The sequence below is a fragment of the uncultured Altibacter sp. genome, assembly GCF_963972995.1.
In the GTDB taxonomy this organism is placed as follows: Bacteria; Bacteroidota; Bacteroidia; order Flavobacteriales; family Flavobacteriaceae; genus Altibacter.
The window spans coordinates 26,141-49,180 of the sequence record NZ_CAXAXI010000017.1 but is presented as its reverse complement, the minus strand read 5'-3'; the positions used below and the strand labels follow the sequence as shown (position 1 = coordinate 49,180).

At 40.5% G+C, this 23,040-nt stretch carries 23 protein-coding genes; 13 read left to right on the top strand and 10 right to left on the bottom strand.

Going from position 1 to position 23,040, the window contains the following annotated elements:
- Window positions 1–38: 38 nt before the first annotated feature.
- From AACZ11_RS08655 to AACZ11_RS08635, 5 genes are all read right to left on the bottom strand, one after another.
- The gene (locus tag AACZ11_RS08655) at window positions 39–410 is read right to left on the bottom strand and encodes a DUF2809 domain-containing protein (RefSeq protein ID WP_290626870.1); all 372 of its coding nucleotides are present in this window, start codon (window positions 408–410) and stop codon (window positions 39–41) included.
- 88 nt (window positions 411–498) lie between these two features.
- Entirely contained in the window at window positions 499–1,845 is a 1,347-nt protein-coding gene (gene creD / locus AACZ11_RS08650; RefSeq protein WP_290626869.1) for a cell envelope integrity protein CreD, read from the bottom strand.
- A 2-nt stretch (window positions 1,846–1,847) separates the two neighbouring features.
- Entirely contained in the window at window positions 1,848–2,375 is a 528-nt protein-coding gene (locus AACZ11_RS08645; protein ID WP_290626868.1) for a hypothetical protein, read from the bottom strand.
- 42 nt (window positions 2,376–2,417) lie between these two features.
- Window positions 2,418–2,708, bottom strand: coding sequence for a transcriptional regulator (locus tag AACZ11_RS08640; RefSeq protein WP_290626867.1), 291 nt, complete (start codon window positions 2,706–2,708; stop codon window positions 2,418–2,420).
- A gap of 1 nt (window position 2,709) precedes the next feature.
- Window positions 2,710–3,318 carry a hypothetical protein gene (locus AACZ11_RS08635; protein WP_290626866.1) on the bottom strand — a complete coding sequence of 203 codons (609 nt, stop codon included), beginning with the start codon at window positions 3,316–3,318 and terminating at the stop codon, window positions 2,710–2,712.
- Between the two features lie 716 nt (window positions 3,319–4,034).
- Here AACZ11_RS08635 and AACZ11_RS08630 point away from each other — a divergent pair.
- On the top strand, window positions 4,035–4,397 hold the full coding sequence (locus AACZ11_RS08630) for a DUF1801 domain-containing protein (protein WP_290626865.1): 363 nt from the start codon (window positions 4,035–4,037) through the stop codon (window positions 4,395–4,397).
- Here AACZ11_RS08630 and kdsA read toward each other — a convergent pair.
- Window positions 4,388–5,206 (bottom strand): 3-deoxy-8-phosphooctulonate synthase, encoded by an 819-nt coding sequence (gene kdsA, locus AACZ11_RS08625; RefSeq protein ID WP_290626864.1) that lies wholly within the window; start codon window positions 5,204–5,206, stop codon window positions 4,388–4,390. The two genes, AACZ11_RS08630 and kdsA, sit on opposite strands and share 10 nt — an antisense overlap.
- 308 nt (window positions 5,207–5,514) lie before the next feature.
- Between kdsA and typA the strand changes: the two genes are divergently transcribed.
- The 9 genes from typA (at window position 5,515) to AACZ11_RS08580 (ending at window position 16,104) form a co-directional block, all read left to right on the top strand.
- Window positions 5,515–7,308 carry a translational GTPase TypA gene (gene typA, locus AACZ11_RS08620; RefSeq protein ID WP_290626863.1) on the top strand — a complete coding sequence of 598 codons (1,794 nt, stop codon included), beginning with the start codon at window positions 5,515–5,517 and terminating at the stop codon, window positions 7,306–7,308.
- Window positions 7,309–7,401: 93 nt separating this feature from the next.
- On the top strand, window positions 7,402–7,605 hold the full coding sequence (locus AACZ11_RS08615) for a hypothetical protein (protein WP_290626862.1): 204 nt from the start codon (window positions 7,402–7,404) through the stop codon (window positions 7,603–7,605).
- A complete protein-coding gene (locus AACZ11_RS08610) occupies window positions 7,589–8,974 on the top strand; it encodes a class I SAM-dependent methyltransferase (RefSeq protein ID WP_290626861.1) in 1,386 nt (461 codons plus the stop codon). Before AACZ11_RS08615 ends, AACZ11_RS08610 begins: the two co-directional genes overlap by 17 nt.
- Window positions 8,975–10,462 (top strand): hypothetical protein, encoded by a 1,488-nt coding sequence (locus AACZ11_RS08605; protein ID WP_290626860.1) that lies wholly within the window; start codon window positions 8,975–8,977, stop codon window positions 10,460–10,462.
- Window positions 10,463–10,564: 102 nt separating this feature from the next.
- Window positions 10,565–11,437 carry a GNAT family N-acetyltransferase gene (locus tag AACZ11_RS08600; protein WP_290626859.1) on the top strand — a complete coding sequence of 291 codons (873 nt, stop codon included), beginning with the start codon at window positions 10,565–10,567 and terminating at the stop codon, window positions 11,435–11,437.
- Window positions 11,434–12,534: a DegT/DnrJ/EryC1/StrS family aminotransferase gene (locus AACZ11_RS08595; protein WP_290626858.1), complete on the top strand. Its 1,101-nt coding sequence runs from the start codon at window positions 11,434–11,436 to the stop codon at window positions 12,532–12,534. The genes AACZ11_RS08600 and AACZ11_RS08595 overlap by 4 nt, the downstream gene beginning before the upstream one ends.
- A gap of 51 nt (window positions 12,535–12,585) precedes the next feature.
- Complete coding sequence (locus tag AACZ11_RS08590) at window positions 12,586–13,839, top strand: O-antigen translocase (protein ID WP_290626857.1); 1,254 nt, start codon at window positions 12,586–12,588, stop codon at window positions 13,837–13,839.
- Window positions 13,832–15,316 (top strand): O-antigen translocase, encoded by a 1,485-nt coding sequence (locus AACZ11_RS08585; RefSeq protein WP_290626856.1) that lies wholly within the window; start codon window positions 13,832–13,834, stop codon window positions 15,314–15,316. Before AACZ11_RS08590 ends, AACZ11_RS08585 begins: the two co-directional genes overlap by 8 nt.
- Window positions 15,317–15,405: 89 nt before the next feature.
- The gene (locus tag AACZ11_RS08580) at window positions 15,406–16,104 is read left to right on the top strand and encodes a transferase (protein WP_290626855.1); all 699 of its coding nucleotides are present in this window, start codon (window positions 15,406–15,408) and stop codon (window positions 16,102–16,104) included.
- On the opposite strand, the gene AACZ11_RS08575 is transcribed toward AACZ11_RS08580, so the two are convergent.
- Window positions 16,088–16,624: a DapH/DapD/GlmU-related protein gene (locus AACZ11_RS08575; protein ID WP_290626854.1), complete on the bottom strand. Its 537-nt coding sequence runs from the start codon at window positions 16,622–16,624 to the stop codon at window positions 16,088–16,090. The genes AACZ11_RS08580 and AACZ11_RS08575 overlap by 17 nt on opposite strands.
- A 152-nt stretch (window positions 16,625–16,776) precedes the next feature.
- A complete protein-coding gene (locus tag AACZ11_RS08570) occupies window positions 16,777–17,931 on the bottom strand; it encodes a glycosyltransferase (RefSeq protein ID WP_290626853.1) in 1,155 nt (384 codons plus the stop codon).
- A gap of 49 nt (window positions 17,932–17,980) precedes the next feature.
- On the opposite strand from AACZ11_RS08570, the gene AACZ11_RS08565 reads away from it, so the two are divergent.
- Together AACZ11_RS08565 and AACZ11_RS08560 are read left to right on the top strand one after the other, a co-directional pair.
- Window positions 17,981–19,096: a glycosyltransferase gene (locus AACZ11_RS08565; RefSeq protein ID WP_290626852.1), complete on the top strand. Its 1,116-nt coding sequence runs from the start codon at window positions 17,981–17,983 to the stop codon at window positions 19,094–19,096.
- A complete protein-coding gene (locus tag AACZ11_RS08560; protein ID WP_290626851.1) occupies window positions 19,086–19,517 on the top strand; it encodes an FdtA/QdtA family cupin domain-containing protein in 432 nt (143 codons plus the stop codon). Before AACZ11_RS08565 ends, AACZ11_RS08560 begins: the two co-directional genes overlap by 11 nt.
- Here the strand turns inward: AACZ11_RS08560 and AACZ11_RS08555 are convergent.
- Both AACZ11_RS08555 and AACZ11_RS08550 read right to left on the bottom strand, forming a co-directional pair.
- Window positions 19,488–20,435, bottom strand: coding sequence for a glycosyltransferase family A protein (locus AACZ11_RS08555; RefSeq protein WP_290626850.1), 948 nt, complete (start codon window positions 20,433–20,435; stop codon window positions 19,488–19,490). The two genes, AACZ11_RS08560 and AACZ11_RS08555, sit on opposite strands and share 30 nt — an antisense overlap.
- Complete coding sequence (locus AACZ11_RS08550; RefSeq protein ID WP_290626849.1) at window positions 20,428–21,318, bottom strand: glycosyltransferase; 891 nt, start codon at window positions 21,316–21,318, stop codon at window positions 20,428–20,430. The genes AACZ11_RS08555 and AACZ11_RS08550 overlap by 8 nt, the downstream gene beginning before the upstream one ends.
- A 150-nt stretch (window positions 21,319–21,468) precedes the next feature.
- Between AACZ11_RS08550 and AACZ11_RS08545 the strand changes: the two genes are divergently transcribed.
- Window positions 21,469–23,040 (top strand): S8/S53 family peptidase, encoded by a 1,572-nt coding sequence (locus AACZ11_RS08545; RefSeq protein ID WP_290626848.1) that lies wholly within the window; start codon window positions 21,469–21,471, stop codon window positions 23,038–23,040.

Here is a 23,040-nt window from a genome sequence, read left to right as displayed (position 1 = left end):
TTTATCAATAATCAAACAGGGGAGACTGCAAAATACTGTTATTTCGTAAATTTCAAAAAACTTTTTTCAGAAATAACAACGATAAAAAAACCCAGTAGATAAGCCAGTATATCCCATGGATCGAAGACCGATCCAAGCATCGTTTTAAATACCGGAGATGTTATGTTTAATTTTTCTGTGAAATCGATCCATTGCAATAGTTCCACACCTATTGCGAATACAAGCGTAGTCAAAGCAATCTTGAAAGCAGAACCTTTGAGAAAGATCCGTACAAAACAATAGATAAGTAGGATCACCAAAACATCACCTAGAAAACCACGTATAAACCAATGAAAAGTGAATACAGCGATGCAGATCTCAACAGCTAAAAGGGATAAGAAAAGCACCAGATATTTTTTACTGAAGGTCATGGATCCATTAAAAGTTCAAGGTAACATTGAAAATCAAAAAATAGAAGCACGAAACTACGTTGAAAATTTCGTGCTTCCAATTTCTAGCTTAGTCGTTTCCCCAATCAATTTTTCGGGAGGCGAACATGATTATGGCTAAGATCACAAACAAGCCAATACTTCCTACCAACAACGCATAGCTTTCCAACTGTATGATCACATAAATAAACCCATACAGCGATGCCAGAGAGACGCAAATTAGCAATGGAAATTTAAAACCGCTTAGAATCGCCCGGGAATACAGGGTAATGAGTCCCAATACCGAAGCACCTGCAATGGCGTATGCCTTTAAAAAACTACTGTGTTCCGAAATGGAAATAAGCAAGGTGTAGAACATCACCAAGGCCAGCCCGATCATCACATATTGAAACGGATGAATGTAGATCTTACTTACAATTTGGATCAACAAAAAGACAAGCAGGGTGAGTCCAATAACCATAAACCCATACTTTGCGGTTCGTTCACTTTTTTGATATTCATCAACAGGAATGATAAAGTTGGTGCCAAACCCAAATTCTGAAAGGTCCGGCATACCGTTATAGAATTCCTGTTCGAATTGGCGATTGATCTGAAACACCTGCCAATCGGCATAAAACCCTGATTTCGAAATTTCTTTAGTGCCATCATCCGGCAAGTACTTACCGTCAAAACTAGGAGAATGCCAATCGGAATCCATCCTTACAGTGGTTTTTTTTCCCACGGGAATGAACTTGAGACTTTCACTTCCATTGATCTTCAGGTCGAAAGAAAAAGACACCGGTTCTGCACTTTCTACTGTAAGTGTTTTTAAAGGATCACTTTGTATAGTGTTGAGGTAGTGTTGGTCGTATCGCGGACTCATTGCTACAGTTTCTGCTCCCAGTTGTACCTCCAAACCGCTTCTAATACCGTTAAGGTTTGAACTGCGAAGGATTACTGTGATCTTCTCCCAGAGAATATCCTCCTTAGCGATATCCTGAGCCGACAGGTCAATGGCCGGGAAAGTACCGTTGGCTGAAATATTGGCTGTGTACACCACCGATTCATAGATGCCTCTCTTAAGTGGTTTAGAATCTACCGTAGAGCGTATATGTAAGAGATCGGGAAGTAGATAAGCATTTTTTACAATGACCTCGGTCTTGGTTTCGTATGTCTTTGTTTTCTCGATAAAGATTTTCTCTTCCTTATAGGTGTTGTAAGGGATTTTTAGTACCGGTCCGGAGAGCAGTACCTCATTACCCCATTTGCTATTGATCTCCCTAACTACCTCGGATTGTCTAAAGGATCGTTCGGTGATGAGCGACTTTACAAACTCCAGAGGAATAAGGAGAATAAGCAGTAAAAAACCCACAATAAGCATGCGTGCTGTGATGGAGTTTCGCAGCCAATTCCCAAATTTATTTCTTTTTTGTTCCATAATTAATGAGTGTTAGATAAATGAATGTATGTGTGCCTTTTTTGTAATAGTTCTAATTTTTGACGTTGTTCTTCTGAAAAAATCGAATTTTTAAAGTCGGTAAAGGATTGCTTCAGAAGCAATTTGTAGTCGTAGTGATGAAAAGGGTTAAGCTGTTTACCTATTCTGAAGGAGTCACGATAATAGCCGGCATATTCGGGAAGTAGGAGCGAGCCTACTATGAGAACACCAAGTAAGTAGGGCGTTCGTTTCCCGTTTCCGAAGCAAAGAAATTGCAACGCGATCTCATCTTCTACACGCGTACTATAGCCCGTAAGTACGTGATAGGCATCATGACGTTCTACTTTAGGGAGCAATTCAAAACCATTTTTAAATAAAAAGCTGCCTAAATGGTGCCCAAATGTTGTTGTGGGCAGTTGTAACAACTGTAGGGTTGTAATATTCCATGGTGCTTTCTTTTTAAAGCGGCAATAGAGCAGCTGGGTCTTTTTAAACAACCAATGGATTAATTTTTTTCTTTGTTTTTTCATAAAGTACTTTGTAATTCAAAGTAAATAAATAAATTTTTTTGATTATTTCTTGATCAATTTTTCAAGCGCTTCAATATGCTTTTTAAATTCAGCTTTTCCCAAGGGAGTTGCACGATAACGAGTATTTGGTTTTCTACCTACGAATTGTTTCTCGACCAAGATATATGCGGCTTGTTCCAACGCCTTAATATGACTTGCCAGATTCCCGTCGGTGAGATCCAATAGTTCCTTCAATCTATTAAAATCGGCATCTTCATTTACCATAAGGATGGACATGATCCCGAGACGGATTCTATGATCAAACAGTTTATTGATGTTATCGATAATTCCCACCTTATCTCTTTTTTTCTTGCAGATACATTATGCTTCCGTAGATAATGTGAAATACACCAAATCCCAATAGCCAGAACCAAAAGCCATAGCCCGGAAGTGCCGCACAAATTAGCCCAAGCACGATTTGGGCATATCCTAAATACTTTACATTTCCAATGGTGTATTTTGACGCATTCACCAAGGCGAGTCCGTAGAAGATGAGCATGAGCGCGGCAGTAAGTCCATAGTGCTGACTGTTCAATTTTATCAATATGTATATACCCCCGGTGACCAATGGTATTAGAAAGTTGAGCAAGAGTCTGCGTGTAGTGGCATCCCAAACCTTAACCTTTTCTCTTTTGGCCTTTCGCGAAGTAAGCAGGTAAGCCGTAACGATACTCAAAATAGCTACAGATGCCAGTAGTACTAGTAGTAGTTTAAAATCGATACTATGAAGATACAAGTGTTCTCCGGGTTCAGGAAAGATAAACACATAGGCGATAATGGCACCCGTAATGGCATACAGGCCGGCGAAGATACCCGATAGACCGCTAAGTGAAATAAATCGGGACGAACGGTTCATGAGATCCTTGATCTCGGAGATGTCTTTTAGATAATCCTGCTCACTCATAATAAAGTACTTTGAAAAACAAAGTAAAGTATATTGTTTGATTTGGCAAAATAAAGTTATGTTAATTTTTAGATGAGGATGTTTTTAGAAATTATTAGTGGAAAACCTGTTGAAAAATGGGGGGTTTTCCTCTTGTGTTGTCCGTGGTCAATTTGCATCTTTGTAAAGCTTAATTAATTGAGGAGTTAATAATAGCAACTATGAAAGAGGGCTGTGCTGTTAAGGCAGCCTTTTTTTATTTCACTTGCTCGTAAAAAGGAAAAATCCTTAGTAGAAAACAGGAAAAACCCTGTTGCCTCATATCTCATTTTCGTTGCATCTTTGATTTTCATTAGAGACCAATCTATCTAACCATAGTATTTGCGTAAAGAATCGTTATTGCATTAATTGGGGAGTTAATAAAATACGATTGTAAAAAGTTGCTCGTCTGAGCAACTTTTTTTTTACGATACATACTGAATAAAGGGGAAAAACCCTGTTTAAAAAGGGTCTTAACCCTCTTGTGTGCCCTTCATCTAATTCCCATCTTTGTATAGCTTAATTAATTGGGGAGTTAAAAAAAGCGATTGTAAAAAGGGCTACTCTATCTTGAGTAGCCCTTTTTTACGATGTTATTTGAATGTAGCCAAATTCAAAACATTTGAAAAGCCTGTTCATGACATTGATGGGCTTTTCATTTATTTGTATTTTAGGAGTATGAATATTTGAATTTGAGAATGAATCCAGCCGAAGCCTATATACTTTCCAAAGAAGAACCGTATCGTGCTATCATGCTTCATCTACAATTGGTAATAGAAACCACCATCCCTGAAGCAGATTTAAAATTCAAGTGGCACCTACCGTTCTACTACTTGTCCGGCAAGAATATGTTTTGCTATCTGAATCAGTCGAAAAAGTATGTGGATCTTTGTTTTACCCGGGGTGCTCATCTCACAAAACACCTCGATGTGCTCGTTTCAGAAAATCGGAAACACATGAAGTCGCTACGTTATTTCGCTTTGGAAGATATAGATGATGGAGTTTTGGTCGATCTGCTTCAAGAAGCCTACGCCTTGCGGGCGCTTCCTATCTATAAATGATTGATCGTTTTACGGATCGCAACAAGATCGGTAAGTAGCTTTTGCAGTTTGTTGAGGTCCAACATATTGGCGCCGTCACTTTTTGCATTGGCGGGATCGAAGTGTGTTTCAATGAACAGCCCGTCGACTCCGGTAGCAATACCTGCTCTGGCAATGGTGCTGATCATTTCAGGGCGTCCTCCTGTTACTCCTACGCTCTGGTTGGGCTGTTGCAAGCTGTGGGTGACATCCAATACCACAGGTGCATAGGCTTTCATAGTGGGAATTCCTCGAAAATCCACGATCATATCTTGATATCCGAACATGGTCCCACGATCGGTGATCATTACCTGTGAATTGTTGCAGTCTGTCACTTTAGTCACCGCATGCTTCATACTTTCAGGACTCATGAACTGTCCTTTCTTTAAATTTACCACCTTTCCTGTTTCGGCAGCTGCTACAACAAGATCGGTTTGACGCACCAAAAAAGCAGGGATCTGCAATACATCTACATACTGGGCGGCCATTGCAGCATCGGACACTTCATGGATATCGGTCACGGTAGGGATATCAAATTCTTTAGAGACTTTTTCCAAGATTTTAAGCGCTTTCTCATCACCAATCCCCGTAAAACTATCGATTCTGCTGCGGTTCGCTTTCTTAAAGCTCCCTTTGAACACATACGGAATTTCCAATTTGGAGGTAATGTTAACGATGGTTTCGGCGATACGCATGGCCATATCCTCTCCTTCAATGGCGCAGGGACCTGCGAGTAAGAAAAAATTATTGGATTGGGTGTGTTTTATTTTTGGGATGTGGTCAAGATTCATTTGCTGTGTATTAAGGATGCAAAGATAGTAAAATAACTTCGTGGTGAGTTGCGTTAGGGACCCGCCAAAGGCGGGCTTGTTGAGGCGGCATCCCCCCAACCGGCTTGGGGGATACAGCCGAAAGCCCGACCCTTCTTCGCCTTAGCGATGGAGGGAACGCCCAAAAAAGAATTAACGCTTTCTTACATTGTAATCGATTAAGAAACACTACTTTTGCACCGCCTTACCGAGAGGGGGTAAAAAAGCGGTTGCTTTTTTTGATAAAACACTGTATCTAAAACCATTACCCGCAACAGCGGGCACCTGCTATGAATATTAAAAATATCGCCATTATTGCACACGTTGACCATGGAAAAACGACCTTGGTAGATAAGATCATGCACCATTGTAGCCTGTTTCGTGAGAACGAAAATACCGGCGAACTTATTTTGGACAATAACGATCTGGAGCGAGAGCGCGGGATCACGATCACTTCCAAGAACGTTTCGGTCGTGTATAAGGATACCAAGATAAATATTATCGATACGCCCGGTCACGCCGACTTTGGAGGTGAGGTAGAGCGTGTATTGAACATGGCCGATGGCGTACTGTTGTTGGTGGATGCGTTCGAAGGACCTATGCCACAAACACGATTTGTACTTCAAAAAGCGATCGATCTTGGTTTGAAACCCTGTGTGGTGATCAATAAAGTGGACAAAGAGAATTGTACTCCAGATGAGGTACATGAGTCTGTGTTTGACCTCATGTTCGAATTGGGTGCTGAAGAATGGCAGCTGGATTTCCCAACGGTGTATGGTTCTGCCAAGCAGAACTGGATGAGTGACGACTGGAAGCACCAAACAGATTCTATAGAGCCTTTATTGGATATGGTTTTGGAACACATTCCTTCGCCTAAGGTCGAAGAGGGCAGTGTACAGATGCTTATTACCTCTTTAGATTATTCATCGTTTACCGGACGAATTGCGATTGGTCGGTTACAGCGCGGTGTGTTAAAAGAAAATATGCAGGTAACTCTCGTAAAACGCGATGGGTCTACTACCAAATCGAAAATTAAAGAACTTCATACGTTCGAAGGTTTGGGACGAAAGAAAGTTTCGGAAGTTCAAGCCGGTGACATTTGCGCGCTGGTAGGATTGGAAGGATTTGAAATTGGGGATACTGTGGCCGATATTGAGAATCCGGAGGCATTGAAGACCATCGCCATCGATGAGCCTACCATGAGTATGTTATTTACCATTAACGATTCTCCTTTCTTCGGAAAGGATGGAAAATTTGTGACCTCTCGTCATATTAAAGAGCGTTTGGAACGTGAACTCGAGAAGAATTTAGCCTTGCGTATGCAACCTACGGACAGTGCCGATAAATTCATGGTATTTGGTCGGGGGGTATTGCATTTGTCGGTATTGATCGAGACCATGCGTCGTGAGGGATATGAACTGCAAATTGGGCAGCCACAAGTAATTATTAAAGAGATCGACGGAGTGAAATGTGAGCCGGTGGAAGAGATGACCATTGACCTTCCGGAAACCGTTAGTGGACGTGCTATCGACATGGTAACCTTGAGAAAAGGAGAAATGTTGAGTATGGAAGCAAAAGGCGATCGTATGATATGTAAATTCACCATACCTTCACGAGGTATCATTGGATTGCGAAATCAGTTATTGACCGCCACAGCAGGGGAAGCCATCATGACTCACCGTTTTCTTGAATATCAGCCGCTTAAAGGAGGCATTCCCGAGCGTCAGAACGGAAGTTTGGTCTCTATGGAAAATGGTTCGGCGATTCCTTATTCTATTGATAAGTTACAGGACAGAGGCCGTTTCTTTGTACATCCTAACGAAGATATTTATGAAGGACAGGTAATCGGTGAGAATACACGTCAGGATGATATGACAGTGAACATCACCAAGACCAAAAAACTTTCGAACGTTCGTTCTTCGGGAGCCGATGATAAGGCGCGAATCGTTCCTGCAATCAAGTTCTCTTTGGAAGAGGCATTGGAGTACATCCAAAAAGATGAATACGTAGAGGTGACACCAAATCACTTGCGTTTGCGAAAGATCTATTTAAAGGAGACCGACAGAAAGCGAAACAAGCTGTAAATAATGTAGGGTTTTGTTCCAATAAACTGACCGTTTTTTAGTTTATTTGTAACCTCAAGGTGAGAAACCGAGCAAATTTAAGTACGAATTGATATGAATTTTCTGTATTTCGATCCGGGATTAGGAGCGATGATCGTTCAAGCCATTGTTGCTGTAGCGGCCGGAGTGATTTTATTTTCGAAGAATGTGATGTATAAGGTGAAGGCTTTTTTTGGATTGCTGAAAGAGGAAGACGATACGTACGACTCCATCGATGTTGATGAAAAAGACACCGATCTACATGACAAAAAACACTAACAATCTACATCAGGCTTCCTTTAGAGATCCTTCCGGTTATATGTTCCATGATGGAGAGCAGCTGAGAAGACATATCAACCCTATTTATTTTCCGCAGTACCGGGCATTAACCGACAGTGGGTTTTTCAATGCACTTTTCAAGAAAGCGTTGCTAATTCCGCATACCGAAACCCATGTATCTGAAGACGGAATTGTTATCACTCCGGAAACCATCCCTTTCATCACGAACCCGTATGAGTGGAGTTTCAGTATGTACAAACATGCAGCGTTGCATACACTGAAGCTTCAGAAGTATGCACTCTCTAAAGGATTTATTCTGAAGGATGCTTCAGCATATAACGTTACTTTTCACAAAGGGAAACCCATTTTTATAGACACGCTTTCGTTTGATTTTTATGAAGAGAACACGCCTTGGCGTGCCTATAAGCAATTCATAACTCATTTTTTTGGACCCTTGGTGTTGGCAAAATACTACGGCACCGAGGTTTTTAAAATGATGCAGACCCATATAGATGGTATCCCTGTGTCCCTTATCGCTTCTTTGCTTCCCGGGAAGAGTAAATTGAGCTCTACTGTTTTCACCAACATCCACCTTTTAGCAAAGATGGAACGTAAGCACAGTGAAGACTACAAAGCAGAGACCAAGATAGCTTCCCTATCCAAGAAGTCGCAGGAGAATATTTTGGAGAGTCTTTTTGACTACATCAAGAAACTGGAAGTGAAAGAAGCTTCCGAATGGGGCGATTATTATACGAAGACAAATTACGATGCCATTGCCTTCGAGGCCAAGAAACAATTGATACGGGAATGGGTACTGCCGTTACAACCACAACGCCTAATTGACGTTGGAGGGAATGACGGCACTTTTGCAAGAACCATTACAGACACGGTGCCTCAGGTGATCGTGACCGATATTGACAGCAATGCCGTGGACCACAATTACAAGCAAGTACAGCGAAACAAAGAAGAGAACATGCTGCCTTTTGTTTGTGATGTATTGCAGCCGGCACCCGGTATTGGATTCAACAATACGGAGCGCGGTTCACTGTTAGAGCGGTTGAAGGATTTTCGGCCGGATGTGACCATGGCCCTGGCACTGATACACCATATCACCCTTTCCGGGAATGTCCCTTTTGAGAAATCGGCTGAATTCTTTGCCAAGTTCTCTACACACCTTATCGTAGAATTCCCCACTCGGGAAGATTCTTGGGTGGAGTCATTGCTGGTACGGAAGCGGGAATTTATCAATCATTTCGATTTCTATAACGAAAGCAATTTTGAAGCCGGATATGCGCGATACTTTCAGCTTGAGAAAAAAGAAGCCGTAGCCGGAACAAAGCGTATCTTGTATTTGTTTAAAGCAACGTAAATGGCGACAAGAAAGAAGCAGAACTTCTTACAAAAGTTTTTGACCGACTCCAGGGAATTCCCGGTACTGGCAGCCCTTGCTGCCGGTCTATATCCCGTCTTTTTCTACTTCACCAATAACTATACGCTTATTAATACCTGGGGACATGTTGGGTATTTTACACTTTTCTTTTTATTGGTACCTATTATTGGTTTTTGGTTAGCTCATAAGCTATCGAAGCGTTTTGTGCCGCTAAAATGGCAAAAATACCTCCTTCCTTTTTTGAATGTTTTTGTTTTTCTGTTTTTACTGAAAGTTTGCATCTATGCAGGATTACAAAAAAAAATGACACTAGGCATCTTTGTGATAGCTGCCTTGTTCTCATATTTTCTGTATAGGCATCTTAAAAAAGTTATGGTATTACAGTTGCTACTTGCTATCGTTGCTACATTTACCTTGGTCCCAACAGTTATCTCGCAGCTAAACTATTCGAAAGAATGGATGGAACAACCGGATGCCATCGAAGAGGCTATATTTACCAAGCGACCTAATGTGTATTTCATTCAACCGGATGGATATGCGAATTTTTCAGAGATTGATAAGGGATATTACAACATCGACAACAGCGAATTTGAATTGTATCTCCTTTCAAACGGTTTTAAGAACTATCCAAATTTCCGAAGCAATTATCCTTCTACCTTATCTTCAAATAGTGCCACGTTTGTCATGAAGCATCACTATTTTAACAGAGGCGTGAGTTTTAGTGAAGCGGTCAATGCCCGAAATGTGATCATTTCGAACAATGCCGTGCTCAATATTTTTAAGCAAAATGAGTATAAAACGCACTTTATAGCAGAAATGCCTTATTTGCTTTTAAATAGACCCGAGATAGGATATGATTACACAAACTTCAATTATAAGGATATTTCCTATATAGGCACAGGATTAGGCGTTCGACAGGATATTCACGAGCCGTTAACTAAAGCTTTACAGACGGATCAGGAAAAGCCGAAGTTCTTTTTTATTGAGATCTTTAATCCGGGTCATATTCATGGTCGTAAAGCCGATTCTAAAGGGGTGGAAGGCGAACGCGATTTATGGGAGGAAAGCTTGAAGAACGCAAACGGGATGCTTACGAAAACCATCGATATTATTTTGGACAAGGACCCGGAGGCATTGGTGATGATCATGGCAGATCACGGAGGATTTGTAGGTATGGAATATACCAACCAGATCTATTCAAAAACACAGGACAGAGACCTTATTTATTCTATTTTTACGAGTCAGTTATCCATTCATTGGCCAAACAATGATGTGCCTAAGTTCGATTCTCAATTGAAAACTCCTGTGAACCTTTTTAGATATTTGTTTTCCTATTTAACAGACAATGAGAATTACTTGAACTATTTACAGGAGGATGAAAGCTTTGTGATTATTAACGAAGGTGCACCAAAAGGGGTATATTCGTATATTGATTCAGAAGGAACAATTGTTTTTAAAAAAATATAACCTATTTACACGGTAGAGAAATATTCGGAACAAAAGAAACAAAACTGGGACGAATTTATTCGGTCGGCTAAAAATGCCACGTTCTTGTTTGAACGCGATTTTATGGACTACCACAAAGATCGGTTCACGGATTTTTCGTTGATGGTCTATAAGAATGACTCCCTGTTTGCCGTTCTGCCGGCCAATATCGTCGGGGATGTCGTTTATTCTCATCAGGGCCTAACGTACGGTAGCTTTGTCCTTCAGGAGAATGCAAAATTATTGGATGCCTTTGAAGCATTCAAAGTGCTCTTAGGCTTTCTTTATTCTGAAGGCGTGCACTATCTGGATATGCGTGTCATCCCATCCTTCTATAATTCGATGCCTTCAGACGAACTTACGTATTTTATGTTTCGGTTGAATGCGACACTGTTAAAAAGAGATGCACTAATGGTGATCGATTACCGAAATAAAGTAAAATTTCAGAAAAACAGAAGGGAAGGGATCAATAAGGCGGTGAGAAACGGGCTTACGGTTTCGGTAGACACTAATTTTGAAGGATTCTGGAATGAGATTCTCATTCCTAACTTACATGACAAATACAACGTGACTCCTGTTCACACACTCGAAGAGATGCAATTATTGGCCAAGAGCTTTCCTCAACACATTCAGCAGGTAAATGTGTATAAAGGAGCAAAGATCGTTGCAGGAACTACGGTATTTTTAACGAAAACTACCATCCATCCCCAATACGTTTCAGCAAATACAGATAAAAATGCTTTCGGAAGTTTAGACCTCTTGTATGATTTCATAGTGAATACATTTAGGGATGATAAATGGTATTTTGATTTTAATACCTCGAGTGAAGAAAATGGAGCGCTCTTAAACAGCGGCTTGTTGTTTTGGAAAGAAAGCTGTGGAGCACGTACATTTACGGCCGATAATTACGTTTTGGATGTCACAAGCGCAAAAGATCTAACACTTCCCATACTATGATCCCATTTTTAGACCTCCATAAGATCAATGCTCGGTTTCACAAGGACTTCAACCAAAAGTTTCACGATTTCTTGGCATCGGGACACTATATTCTCGGCAAGGAACTCGAAGCTTTTGAAAAGGAATTTGCTGCATACTGCGGCGCTCAGTATTGTATTGGTGTAGGCAATGGTCTGGAAGCGCTTCGATTAATTTTGGAAGGATACAAGCAGTTGGGTGCACTAAAGAAGGGAGATGAGATATTAGTGGCTTCCAATACATACATTGCTACCATTTTGGCGATCTATCAGGCGGAATTAAAGCCGGTGTTGGTAGAAGCCGAACCACAACTGTTCAATTTTAACATGGAGCGATTGCAAGCATCTGTTTCTAACAAGACGCGAGGAATTATGCCTGTACACCTCTATGGACAGTTGGCCCCTATGCGCGAAATAAATAGTCTGGCTAAACAATACGACCTGTTGGTCATAGAAGATGCGGCGCAGGCTCATGGAGCAAAAAACAAGGAGGGAATTCTCGCCGGAAATTTGGGAGATGCCGCGGGTTTTAGCTTTTATCCTACCAAGAATTTAGGGGCACTTGGGGACGGAGGTGCCGTAACAACCAATGATGAAGCATTGGCAGTCGTACTAAAAAAGCTTCGGAATTACGGGGCGTCTTCTAAATATGTCAACGAGGTGAAGGGTTTTAATTCGCGATTGGACGAAATGCAGGCCGTGTTCCTAGGCTGCAAACTTCCTGATTTGCAACAGGATAATGAACGAAGACGCGGTATTGCGAACCGGTATCTTTCCGAAGTGAAAAATAAAAAGATTCATTTGCCGTACTATAGTGGAACAGAAGATCATATATTTCACCTTTTTGTTGTGAGGGTAGCGAATAGGGAAGATTTTATGCAGTATATGAAAGCGCAGCAGATCGGGACACTTATACATTATCCGATTCCTCCGCATCATCAAAAAGCCCTCCAAGAATTTTCGAACTGTTCCTTCCCCGTGACCGAACAGATTCATCGCGAAGTGGTAAGTATTCCTATGAGTCCTGTTTTGACTCACGACGAAGTAACCAAAGTAATTTCGGCTTTAAACTCCTATTAATTGAGAATTCCCGCCTTTATACGTGATAACCTGCTTTTGAAGATCACATCTTTGAATTCCCTGGTTATTGGAATTCGACTGGTCGTCTCTTTTTTTATCCAACGCCTCTTGGCAATTTTGGTAGGGGAGGAAGGTATCTCGAAAATAGGACAACTACGAAATTTGACGCAACTGCTAACCTCCCTTGCCTCTTTCGGTATTTTTAGCGGGGTAGTAAAATATGTGGCAGAATATAAAGAAGATAGTGAGCAGTTGCAAAAATTGTTTTCTACCTCATTATTGTTTGTCCTGATTGGGACCGTTGTGACCGCACTGCTCCTCTTTTTCGGTGCAAATCCCATAAGTGAGCGCCTTTTTACTTCAACAGACTATGCCTACCTTATTAAAATACTGGCGGTGTTAGTACCTGTAATAAGCATTCACAGGATATTTACAGGGGTTGTGAACGGATTGTCCATGTATAAGAAGTATGCTAAGATCGATCTTTTTGGCTACTTAGCTAGCGCGGTCTTAATGATCTTTTTTTTGTATGAATACAATATCGATGGTGCCCTTCTTGCCATCGCCCTTACGCCGTTAATTCAGCTAACGGTATTGCTTGTAATCTTTACAAAAACCTTAAAAGAGTACATTCAATTCTCGAAGCTTCGCATCATGACCTCCTTTGGGAAAGGCTTATTGGCATTTTCGCTCATGTCTTTCTTTTCTTCTGTTCTGTTGAATTATGTGGAGTTGGACATTCGTACTATGATTATGACAAGGATCACGGAGGCCGATGCCGGTATTTGGACCGCCATGACCTTCATTTCAAAGAACTATATGGTATTCTCAGGGGGTCTGTTTACCTTGTATGTGCTTCCCAAATTTGCCAGCATCACAACCGAAAAAGCTTTTAAGCACGAATTGATAACTATCTATAAAACACTTTTGCCGCTTTTTGGGATAGGAATGGTCGTTATCTACCTGCTTCGGGATTACATTATTCTGTTGATCTACCCGGATTTTACCGAAATGGCACCGCTATTCAAATGGCAATTACTAGGGGATTTCTTACGATTGGCATCCTTGGTGCTCCTGCATCAATTCTTAGCAAAGAAATTGGTGAGGAGCTTTATTTTTTCTGAATTGATTTCCTTGGGGCTTTTTTATGGATTATCCTACTATCTTGTGGATATTTATGGTGTGGAAGGCGTTGTTATGGCACACTTTCTTCGGTATATTGTCTACCTTATGGTAGTGTTGTTCTTAGTATTGCGCTACTTTAAGAAACAGAAACGAAATACCACAAATCCTTCAGATGCTTGATCCTAAAACATCATACCGTCAAGTGTTAAAAGCCACCTCCTTGTTCGGAGGCGTACAGGTCTTTTCCATCGTGATCGCCGTTATTCGTTCTAAGGCTATCGCGTTGCTTATTGGACCTACCGGGATGGGAATTGCCAGTTTGTTGAATTCTACATTACACTTTGTAAACGGACTCACCAATGCCGGTTTGGGGCAAAGCGCCGTAAAGGATATTTCATTTGTGGACGGCGATAATGACCTTCAGAAGACATTTAGAACCATTAGAATACTGCGAAGACTGGTTTGGTTTACGGGTGTCATAGGCGCATTGCTTATGATTATAACAGCCCCATTCCTAAGTGAGTTTGCTTTTGGAAATAGTGGATATACCTATGCTTTTGTGTGGTTGTCTCTTGCTCTTTTGTTTAATCAACTTACCACCGCCGAACTAGCAGTATTACAAGGTCTGAGAAAACTGCAACGCTTGGCCAAAGCAAATCTCATCGGTAATTTCTTGGGGTTGGTTATCACGCTGCCGCTCTATTACTATTTCAGACTAGATGCCATTGTACCGGCGATCATCATAGCTGCTTTAATAAGTTTATTGTTTACCGTCTATTTTTCACGAAAGGAAGGTGTTAAAGAAGGAAAACTCACTTCTAAAGAAGCCTTTTTAGAAGGTAAGGAGATGATACGCTTAGGAGTTATGTTGAGCCTTAGCAATATGATCACGCTTGGGGTTGCGTATCTTGTACAGGTCTATATCAATAGCGAGGGAGGTATTGATGAAGTGGGTCTTTATAATGCCGGTTATGTGATCCTTAATTCGTATGTAGGATTAATATTTACAGCCATGGCAACCGATTATTATCCGCGTTTGGCTGCAATAAGCGACAAAATTGACGCGGTACAAAAGACGGTATTTGAACAGGCCTTTATTGCGATTTTGATCATAACCCCCATCATCGTTGTTTTTCTCACACTGGCACCCTACATAATAGTGTTGTTATACTCAAAGGCATTCACCCCCATTGTGGCTTTTGTGAGTTGGGGAATTTTAGGTATGATCTTTAAAGCAGTATCGTTTTCTATGGGTTATGTGATCATTGCCAAAGGTGACTCGAAACTATTTATCAAGACAAGCGTAGCTTTTAATACATTTTTACTCTTGGGGAATATACTGGGATACTATTACGGAGGATTGGAAGGTTTGGGTATAAGCTTTTTAATTTACTATATATTTCATTTTGTACTTGTAAGAGTCATTATAAAGTACAGATACAATTTTTATTTTGATAGGAGCTTTTACCCTATATTTATCGTATGCATTGCGTTATGTATAGCTGCTTTCTTTTTAACATTTATAGAATATCCCTTAATAAAATATGCTCTAATGTCGTTAGTCATTGTACTAGCAACAGTGTTTTCTTATATTCAGTTAGATAAAAAACTGGACATTAAAGAACTGTTTTCTAAATTTCTGAAACGAAAAAAATGATAGGATCGATAAGGAAAATATATAAGAAGTATAAAAAAAGGCTACACCTGTATTGGTCTATAAACTGGTATAAAACCTTATACTTCAATATGAAGATGTTTCCTTGGAAAACCGCAAAAAAGCTACCGGTTATCTTCTACGGGCCCATAAAATTTACCAACCTAAAAGGTGTAGTAAGAATTGATGCGCCTATTGAAAGAGGAATGATAGGATTCGGGCAATCCTTTGAATTTCCTACAACGCGCAAAGGCACTGCAGAACTTTCTTTACAAGGTACGTGGGTGTTCAAGGGGCATGCGCATTTTGGCAAGGATTGCACGGTATTGATACGGGAAGGAGCCTATTGCGAATTTGGTCATATGGGGTGTCTGGCGACGAATGTAAAAATGATGTGTACAGAAAAAATCGTTCTTGGTGATTGGGCAGGAATTGGATTTGAATCTCAAATTATGGATACTACTGCACATCCAATGATGAATACCGAGACGGGTGAATACTATCCCATGAGCGGCCCGATTACGATTGGGAATTATAATTCCTTTTCTAACAGGATCACGATAATGCCTCATACAAAAACGCCGGACCACTGTGTCATCGCGTCTAACTCTTTGTGCAACAAAGATTACACATCATTGGGCAACTATATTTTATTGGGGGGAATTCCGGCCAAACTTATTAAAACCAATTATGCGCGTGATTGGGAGGGAGAAAAAGAAACGCTGCTCGATATAAAGATGCTTTGGAGAAAAAAAAGCAGATCAAACGAGCACGCTAACGAAGCTTTCTAATGGGAGTACCGGCATAGACTCCTTTCTCGTCAACATTTTTATTTACAAAACTCAAGGCGCCAACGGTGAGATCACTTCCAATGATAATACCACCCGCTATTTTGGTGCCTGCACCTATGTATGTGTTATTGCCAATGATCGTCCCGTGCACTGTTACACGTTTATGTGTAGAACCCAATGTAATCACGTTAGGACCCAAAAAACAATTTTCTTTTAAAAGTACATTGGAGGTAAGTATGGTGCCGTATTTAATGGTAACGTTATCCTCTACTAAACAACCGCTTCCCATGCGTATCCTGCCTTGTACCGTTACATGTCTTCGTATGTCACAACCGGCATCAATTTCGCAGTAACTACCAATAACTGTATTATCTCCAATCTTAACACCTTTGTGCAAAATAGTATAATTCGCGATCGAAACATTATTTCCAACTTCCACGCCTTCTTCAATGACGCAAAAGTGACCTATCTTAAAATTTTCACCATTTTTGAAATCTGATGAAATAATATTTGTATTCATACTAAAATCCGAATTTAAAGAGTCTCAGGCTTCTTTCGATCTCCAATTGGGAATTCTTACCCTCAGCAAATCTACATAGAGTTAAAGGATTTGTTATTTTATTTTTTGTCTTTTTTAAAGTATATGATGTTCTTTAAAAAGAGAAATGTACGCTATCCTTTAGGTGTGACTTCATTTTTCCAAATGGCAACAAACCTTTTGGAAATAGTTTTATAATCATGTTCTCTCTCAATAAACAAACGAGCATTGTTGCCAATTTCCTTGATCTTGTTCTTGTTATTTAATAAATAGATTACTTTACTTACAATGGCTTCTGCATCAGGCAACGCATTGATGCAAACCTCATCTTCCTGAAGATTATATTTGGTTAAGAATTCATCTTCTGCCCCGGTAAACACCACTTTCCCCTTAGCCATGGCTTCCAGGGCATTGTATCCTTGATCCATACTCAGTACTTGGTCAAAGACAATATGGGCTTTATTGTAAGTGTTTATATAAACATTGTAAGGTAAATTCTCGGCGATGGAAATTTGAATCTCATCCCCATAGTTCTGTTCAAGAATTGCTATTGCTTCTTCGAAATATTTAATTCCTTTGGTGTGATAATTCTTTCGATTGATCCCTAAAAAGATAATGATTTTTTCATGGATTTCCGGTTCAATCGGGGTGATAGTATCTGTATTGATAGGGTTGGGAATAAGCCCTAAATAATTGGGATGGTCCTTCAGCGGGATGTGGTAATCCAGATCGGAAGCGATCACGCCTTCTATATGTTTAAACACACATTCGTGAAGCTGTTGAAAGGATGGTGTCACATATTTCAAGACATATTCATATACTTGCGCCGGAACTTCGTTTGAAAGATACTCCTTTAGAATCGAATACTTGTTTGTGTTTTTCAAAAGATACTGTACCTGAAGGTAATCGTTTCCGCAGGAGAGTAAAAAAAGTGAATTATTATGCGCTTTCAAGAAGCGAATCATCACTATTTCGTGGCGTGGCATCGCATCGAACGGACTCTCATTGATAAGCTGTACAACGTCAAAACCTTTTAGTCTTTCTTTATTTTTGAAGAACTGGTATTTTACACTCAACGAGGTAATATCGGTCCCGAAAATACGGTAGATTCCTATCTTCATCTTTCGCAGTAACCCGGTGTTGAACGGGCGCTTTAATAGAATGTCTGATGGGTATCCCTTAAAATGATCTCCTGTAGAAATAAGGGTTACCTCGTGACCTAACGCAAGCAAACCTTCCTTTAATGAATTATGAAGGCGACTGTATTCACCTACTAAGAGTATCTTCATTTTTAGGTATATTTGATCTTATTAACCGCATCAAAAATACCATTTCTTAATGACGCAGCACCCCCCTCAACGCAAATTTAAAGTGTGTCTCGTTTCCATATCCTTGGCGGGAGGGGGTGCAGAACGATCTTGTGCCATGCTTTCTGAAATGCTTTCTGAATATGGACACGACGTTCACATTGCGATCTTGAACAATGCAATAGACTATCCGTACAACGGAAAGCTTTTCAATTTAGGCCTCTTTAAGAATACGAAGGAGACTACGCTTAGAAGATTTTTACGTATACGAAGATTACGGCGTTACCTGCGTAAAGAGCGTTTCGACCTAATTATAGATCACAGGGGAAAGAACGATTACCGTAGGGAGGTCTTTTATACTAAATATGTGTATAAAGGTGAAAGACTGTGCTATGTAGTACATAGTGCCAATCCCAATTTGTACCTTACCGAATACCCGGGAAAAGCGGCAGAGATTTACAATCGTAATTTGTTGACCGTCGGTGTTTCTTCGACCATTTGCAAACATATTACTAAAGTTTATAACATCCGAAATTGTAAGGTTATCCACAATGCATTCGATCCCGATTGGAATGCTGCTCTTGACAAACTTCCGACTATCCTTCAAGACAAGAAATACCTGCTTAGCTATGGACGTATTGAAGATTCGGTGAAGGATTTCTCGCTTTTAATAGAGGCATTTTCCCTTTCTGAAGCATACAAAAAGGACTGGTATTTAGTGATTATGGGTGATGGTCGGGATAAAGAAATGCTACAACAAAAGGCAGTGGAAATGAAGGGGGGTTCACACATAGTATTCTTACCATTTACCAAAGTTCCTTTTACGTTTATTAAGCATGCCCATGCGGTTACCCTTACTAGTAAATTTGAGGGTTTTCCAATGGTTTTGGTAGAATCACTTAGTGTTGGTGTTCCGGTAATTGCTCTGGATATTATGTCCGGCCCTTCAGAAATTGTGCGCCATGAAGAAAACGGTTTGCTCGTGCCAAAAAGAGAGACGGCTTTATTTGCACAGGCAATTTCTCGAATGTGCTTCGATGAATCATTATATTTGCATTGTAAATCCCGGGCAAAGGAAACGGTTCAAGCTTTTTCAAAAGACCAAATTGCGGCTAAATGGGACCAACTATTACAAGATGAATTATAAAAGCGTCCATGACATCACTTTACTAAATATACCCAAGATCATCGATCCGGAAGGCCGTGGAAATCTATCGGTCATCGAAAAGGACGTGCTTCCCTATGCTATTAAACGAGTATACTATCTGTACGACGTTCCCAGCGGTTCGACCCGTGGCGGACATGCGCACAAGGAGCAATTGGAGTTTTTGATTCCTATTAGTGGCAGTTTTGACGTGATCTTGGATGACGGGTCCCATAAAAAAACATTTACGCTTAACCAGCCTTATAAGGGGCTTCTTATTCCAAAAGGTATATGGCGGGAATTACAAAACTTCTCCTCTGGAGCTATTTGCCTGGTAATCTCTTCTGGTGAATTTTTAGAATCAGACTATATTCGTTCGTACGATTCTTTTCAGCTATTTAAAGGAAGTCAATCGAAGTCCTAGACCTTCTGCAAAAGCTTTACTCTTTATCAGCAAACGCAACATGGTTTTAGGCTGTTTCAGTAAATAGCGCTGACGTGCCGTAAGGTTATTACTGTTTAATCCTTCAACATATTTTTTAAAGGACAACTCGTCACCGGCCAATCTGTGCTGGATGGCAAAACTGTATCTGTTCAAGTCGAGATACCTTTTCAGATAGGGATCTTGTGCTGCTTTATCTTCATAGACAGCCGGATCCATATAATTTCTAGTGCGTGTGGGAAGATTCGAAATACGGTTGCTCCCGTCCAAATTATGACGCGCCGTAATTTTTGTTGAAAAGACCAAAGGCGATCGTAAAGCTGCCCGTATCCATAAATCGGTATCTTCGCCGGCACCGTGTGTGATTGTTGGGTCGAATCCATTCAGTTCCTCAAAAAAGGTTTTTTTGAAGCAAACAGCAGAAGTCCATGCCAACGCGTCTATTAAACTGTATTTGAAATAATTGTCAACAGGCCCTTGCCATTTTAGAGAAGGGTCCAAGATAGGAGAGATCATAGGGGTGATCAAAGTGCGATTGTGTTTTTTCTCATAAGCGGTGGCATACCAAAGCGCCTGAGGAAAATCTTCTATCAAACTGTTTAAGTTCTCGAGATGATTGGGATGCCAATAGTCGTCGGCATCCAGAAAAGCGATATGTGCCGCGCTGGCTTTTTCAACACCAAAGTTGCGGGTGCGTGCAACTCCTTCGTTGGCTTTACTGAAATATCGAATCCGCGAATCTTTATAGCCGGTAACAATGGCCTCACTGCCATCGGTAGATCCGTCGTTTACAAGTAGCAGTTCAAAATCTGGTTCACTTTGTAAAAAAACACTCCGAAGCGTTTTTTCTATATCACGCTCTTTATTATATAATGGTATGATGACTGAGAACTTAGGCACGATATCTCGATTTTAGATCAATATAATGGTGTAGTCGATAAAGGTCGAACCAAAACAGGTTAGGGTTGACCGAATTGAAATTGGCAACCATTTTTTCTGAAAAAAAAGAAATACTCTTCTGAAATACGGACACCAACCCCCATCTCTTTAGGGTAAGATAGCTTTTTTGAAGGGCTCGATTGTTATTTTTTAATGATCCTTTTTCTTCCAACGATACAGTGGTTTCTAAAGCTTGCAGCGCTTTTGTTAAAAAGACACTATTCACTTCCAAGCCAAGATGATATACCGGATTGTCAATATGAGTTACAGGGATATCATGCTCTTTTAACAATTGTTTGAAAAGAAGATCCATACCATACGATTGCTCTTGCAGTAGTCTATTCACTGAAATAAATACATCTTTCGCAACCAAAAAGCACCCCGAATTTACTGTTTCGTATGGGTTTTCTTTACGCGCCTTAACCGAAAGGCTTTCGCGTGCATGTCCATATTTCCAGCGAAGCATTTTTTGGGGTTCCGGTGCTTCTTCGGTATATGCAATTCCGCCAAAAACTATCCCATGGGCAGGCGTATGCTCAAGATAGGTATTTATAAAATCAGGTCGTTGCGGCATCACATCGGCATCCAAGAATAGGAGCGTATCATACTTGGCTTTTTCTGCCAATAATTGGCGTACGGCTGTACGCCCAAGATTGGATTCAAGTACTATGTATTTTGAGAAAGGTAACGAGGCGATTTCCTTATTTTGAATGCTAGGAAAGGGAGAAGCATCGTCCATAACGAGTATCTCATAAGATACCTCGGTGTCTGCCACTTGTGAGCCCAGCATGGACACCAAAGGATAACAATTGTAATTATATGTAGGGATTACTATAGAAATCATATGCGATCGCGCTAATTTACAATTTATAGACTAACAGTATATAGTTTTTGAAAATTAAGTACCTTGGACTCTAATAATCTATTTGATAAAAAAATGTCGTGTAACCGCTTATTATTCATAGTATGCATTCTGTTCTGTACTGCGAAAACAATGGAGGCACAAGAAACTTCATGGTTTTACATAGTTGCCAAGGATTCACTTACTTCGCCGGAGATGGTCAAGCAAAAGGACGAATTGCGATATAAGGGTAACGATGCTAAATTATCTGGAATCTTTAATGAATTCACTATTTCAACCTTTAAAAAAACTGCCAGGAACGCAAATTCTTTGAATAGAAATCGCACATTCTTTGTAATCGCTGAACCGGAAGGATTGTTAGATAGTCTACTGCTGCATGCTTCTCACCTGTTCGAGGATGGTAAAAGTATTCCAATTGAAGATCGTAAGATCTTTGAGCCAAATGATTACGGACTTACGAGCACTATAGCCCAGAATAAGGGGTTGCCGGTGCTCTTGGACTATTTAGATTTTTTGGGACTGCCACAAGCGTGGTACTATACAACAGGCTCTCGAAAAACAGTCATTGGAATTTCAGACGCTACTGTCGATACGACCAACGCAGAATTCAAAGGGAAGGTAAAAGTCTTTCGGACTTCCATGCCTGTTAACGGACATGGTACCGGAGTGTCTTCCATAGCAGCAGGACAAGGGGATAATGCCTATGGTGTCCCTGGGGTTTGTTACGACTGTAGTATCTACGCTACCAATTATGGGGACTTCAGAAATTTTGGAGAATTAGAAGAACTTTCAAATGCAGGAGCACGTGTCATTAATTGCAGTTGGGCGGGTTCTTATTATTCTGAAAACGGAGAGCAAACAATTAAGCGCATGTTCGAAAATGGAACAATTATCGTTGCAGGTGCAGGTAACAGGGATTTTTCCAAGACGAAAGGTGTGAAATTGTATTACCCTGCCTCGTATGAGCATGTAATATCGGTTTCTTCCGTTATGTATAAACATGCAACTCCAAAAGATAATATTAAGTATGAAAAAAATGGCAACCCTTATGCCGAGAATATTCGGGGGTACCTTGGTCGCACCTTAGGGTTTAAAAATAAACAGCAATTTGAAGACCCAATTATTTATGATCTTGGTGTTGCAACCTTAAATGCCGAAGTAGACCTCTTAGCACCAACCATGGGGGTATTCCGACTACCAAAGTATGCCTATGAAGGTGTCATAGAATACGTTGGTTCTGAAGCGACTTCAACAGCAACGCCATTTGTCTCGGGCACTATTGGATTGATGTTGTCTTTAAATCCTTGTTTGCCCGTTGAAGAAATTGAACCTATTTTGAAATTATCATCCACCAATATTGATCATATTGAAGCCAACAAGCGATTTAAGGGATTGTATGGAGCCGGGATCCTTAACACGGGTAAAGCGATAAAATTACTGTACGATCTCTATACTGAAGATGCTATTGCCGTGATCAGCGACCAGCATTTCTCACGATGGAAATTTCAGGTAAGGGCGTTCTCAGAAGCCGTACACATCCAAAAACAGTCCTTCACCGAAAGTGCGCAGCTTAGACTTACAGCAAAGAATAGGATAGTAGTTGGAACAAATACAGTCTTACGACCCAATAAGGAAGGGAATATCCAATTAAAGATCGACCATTCACTTGAAAAAGAATGCGATCTTGAGCTTCGGGAAGACTAG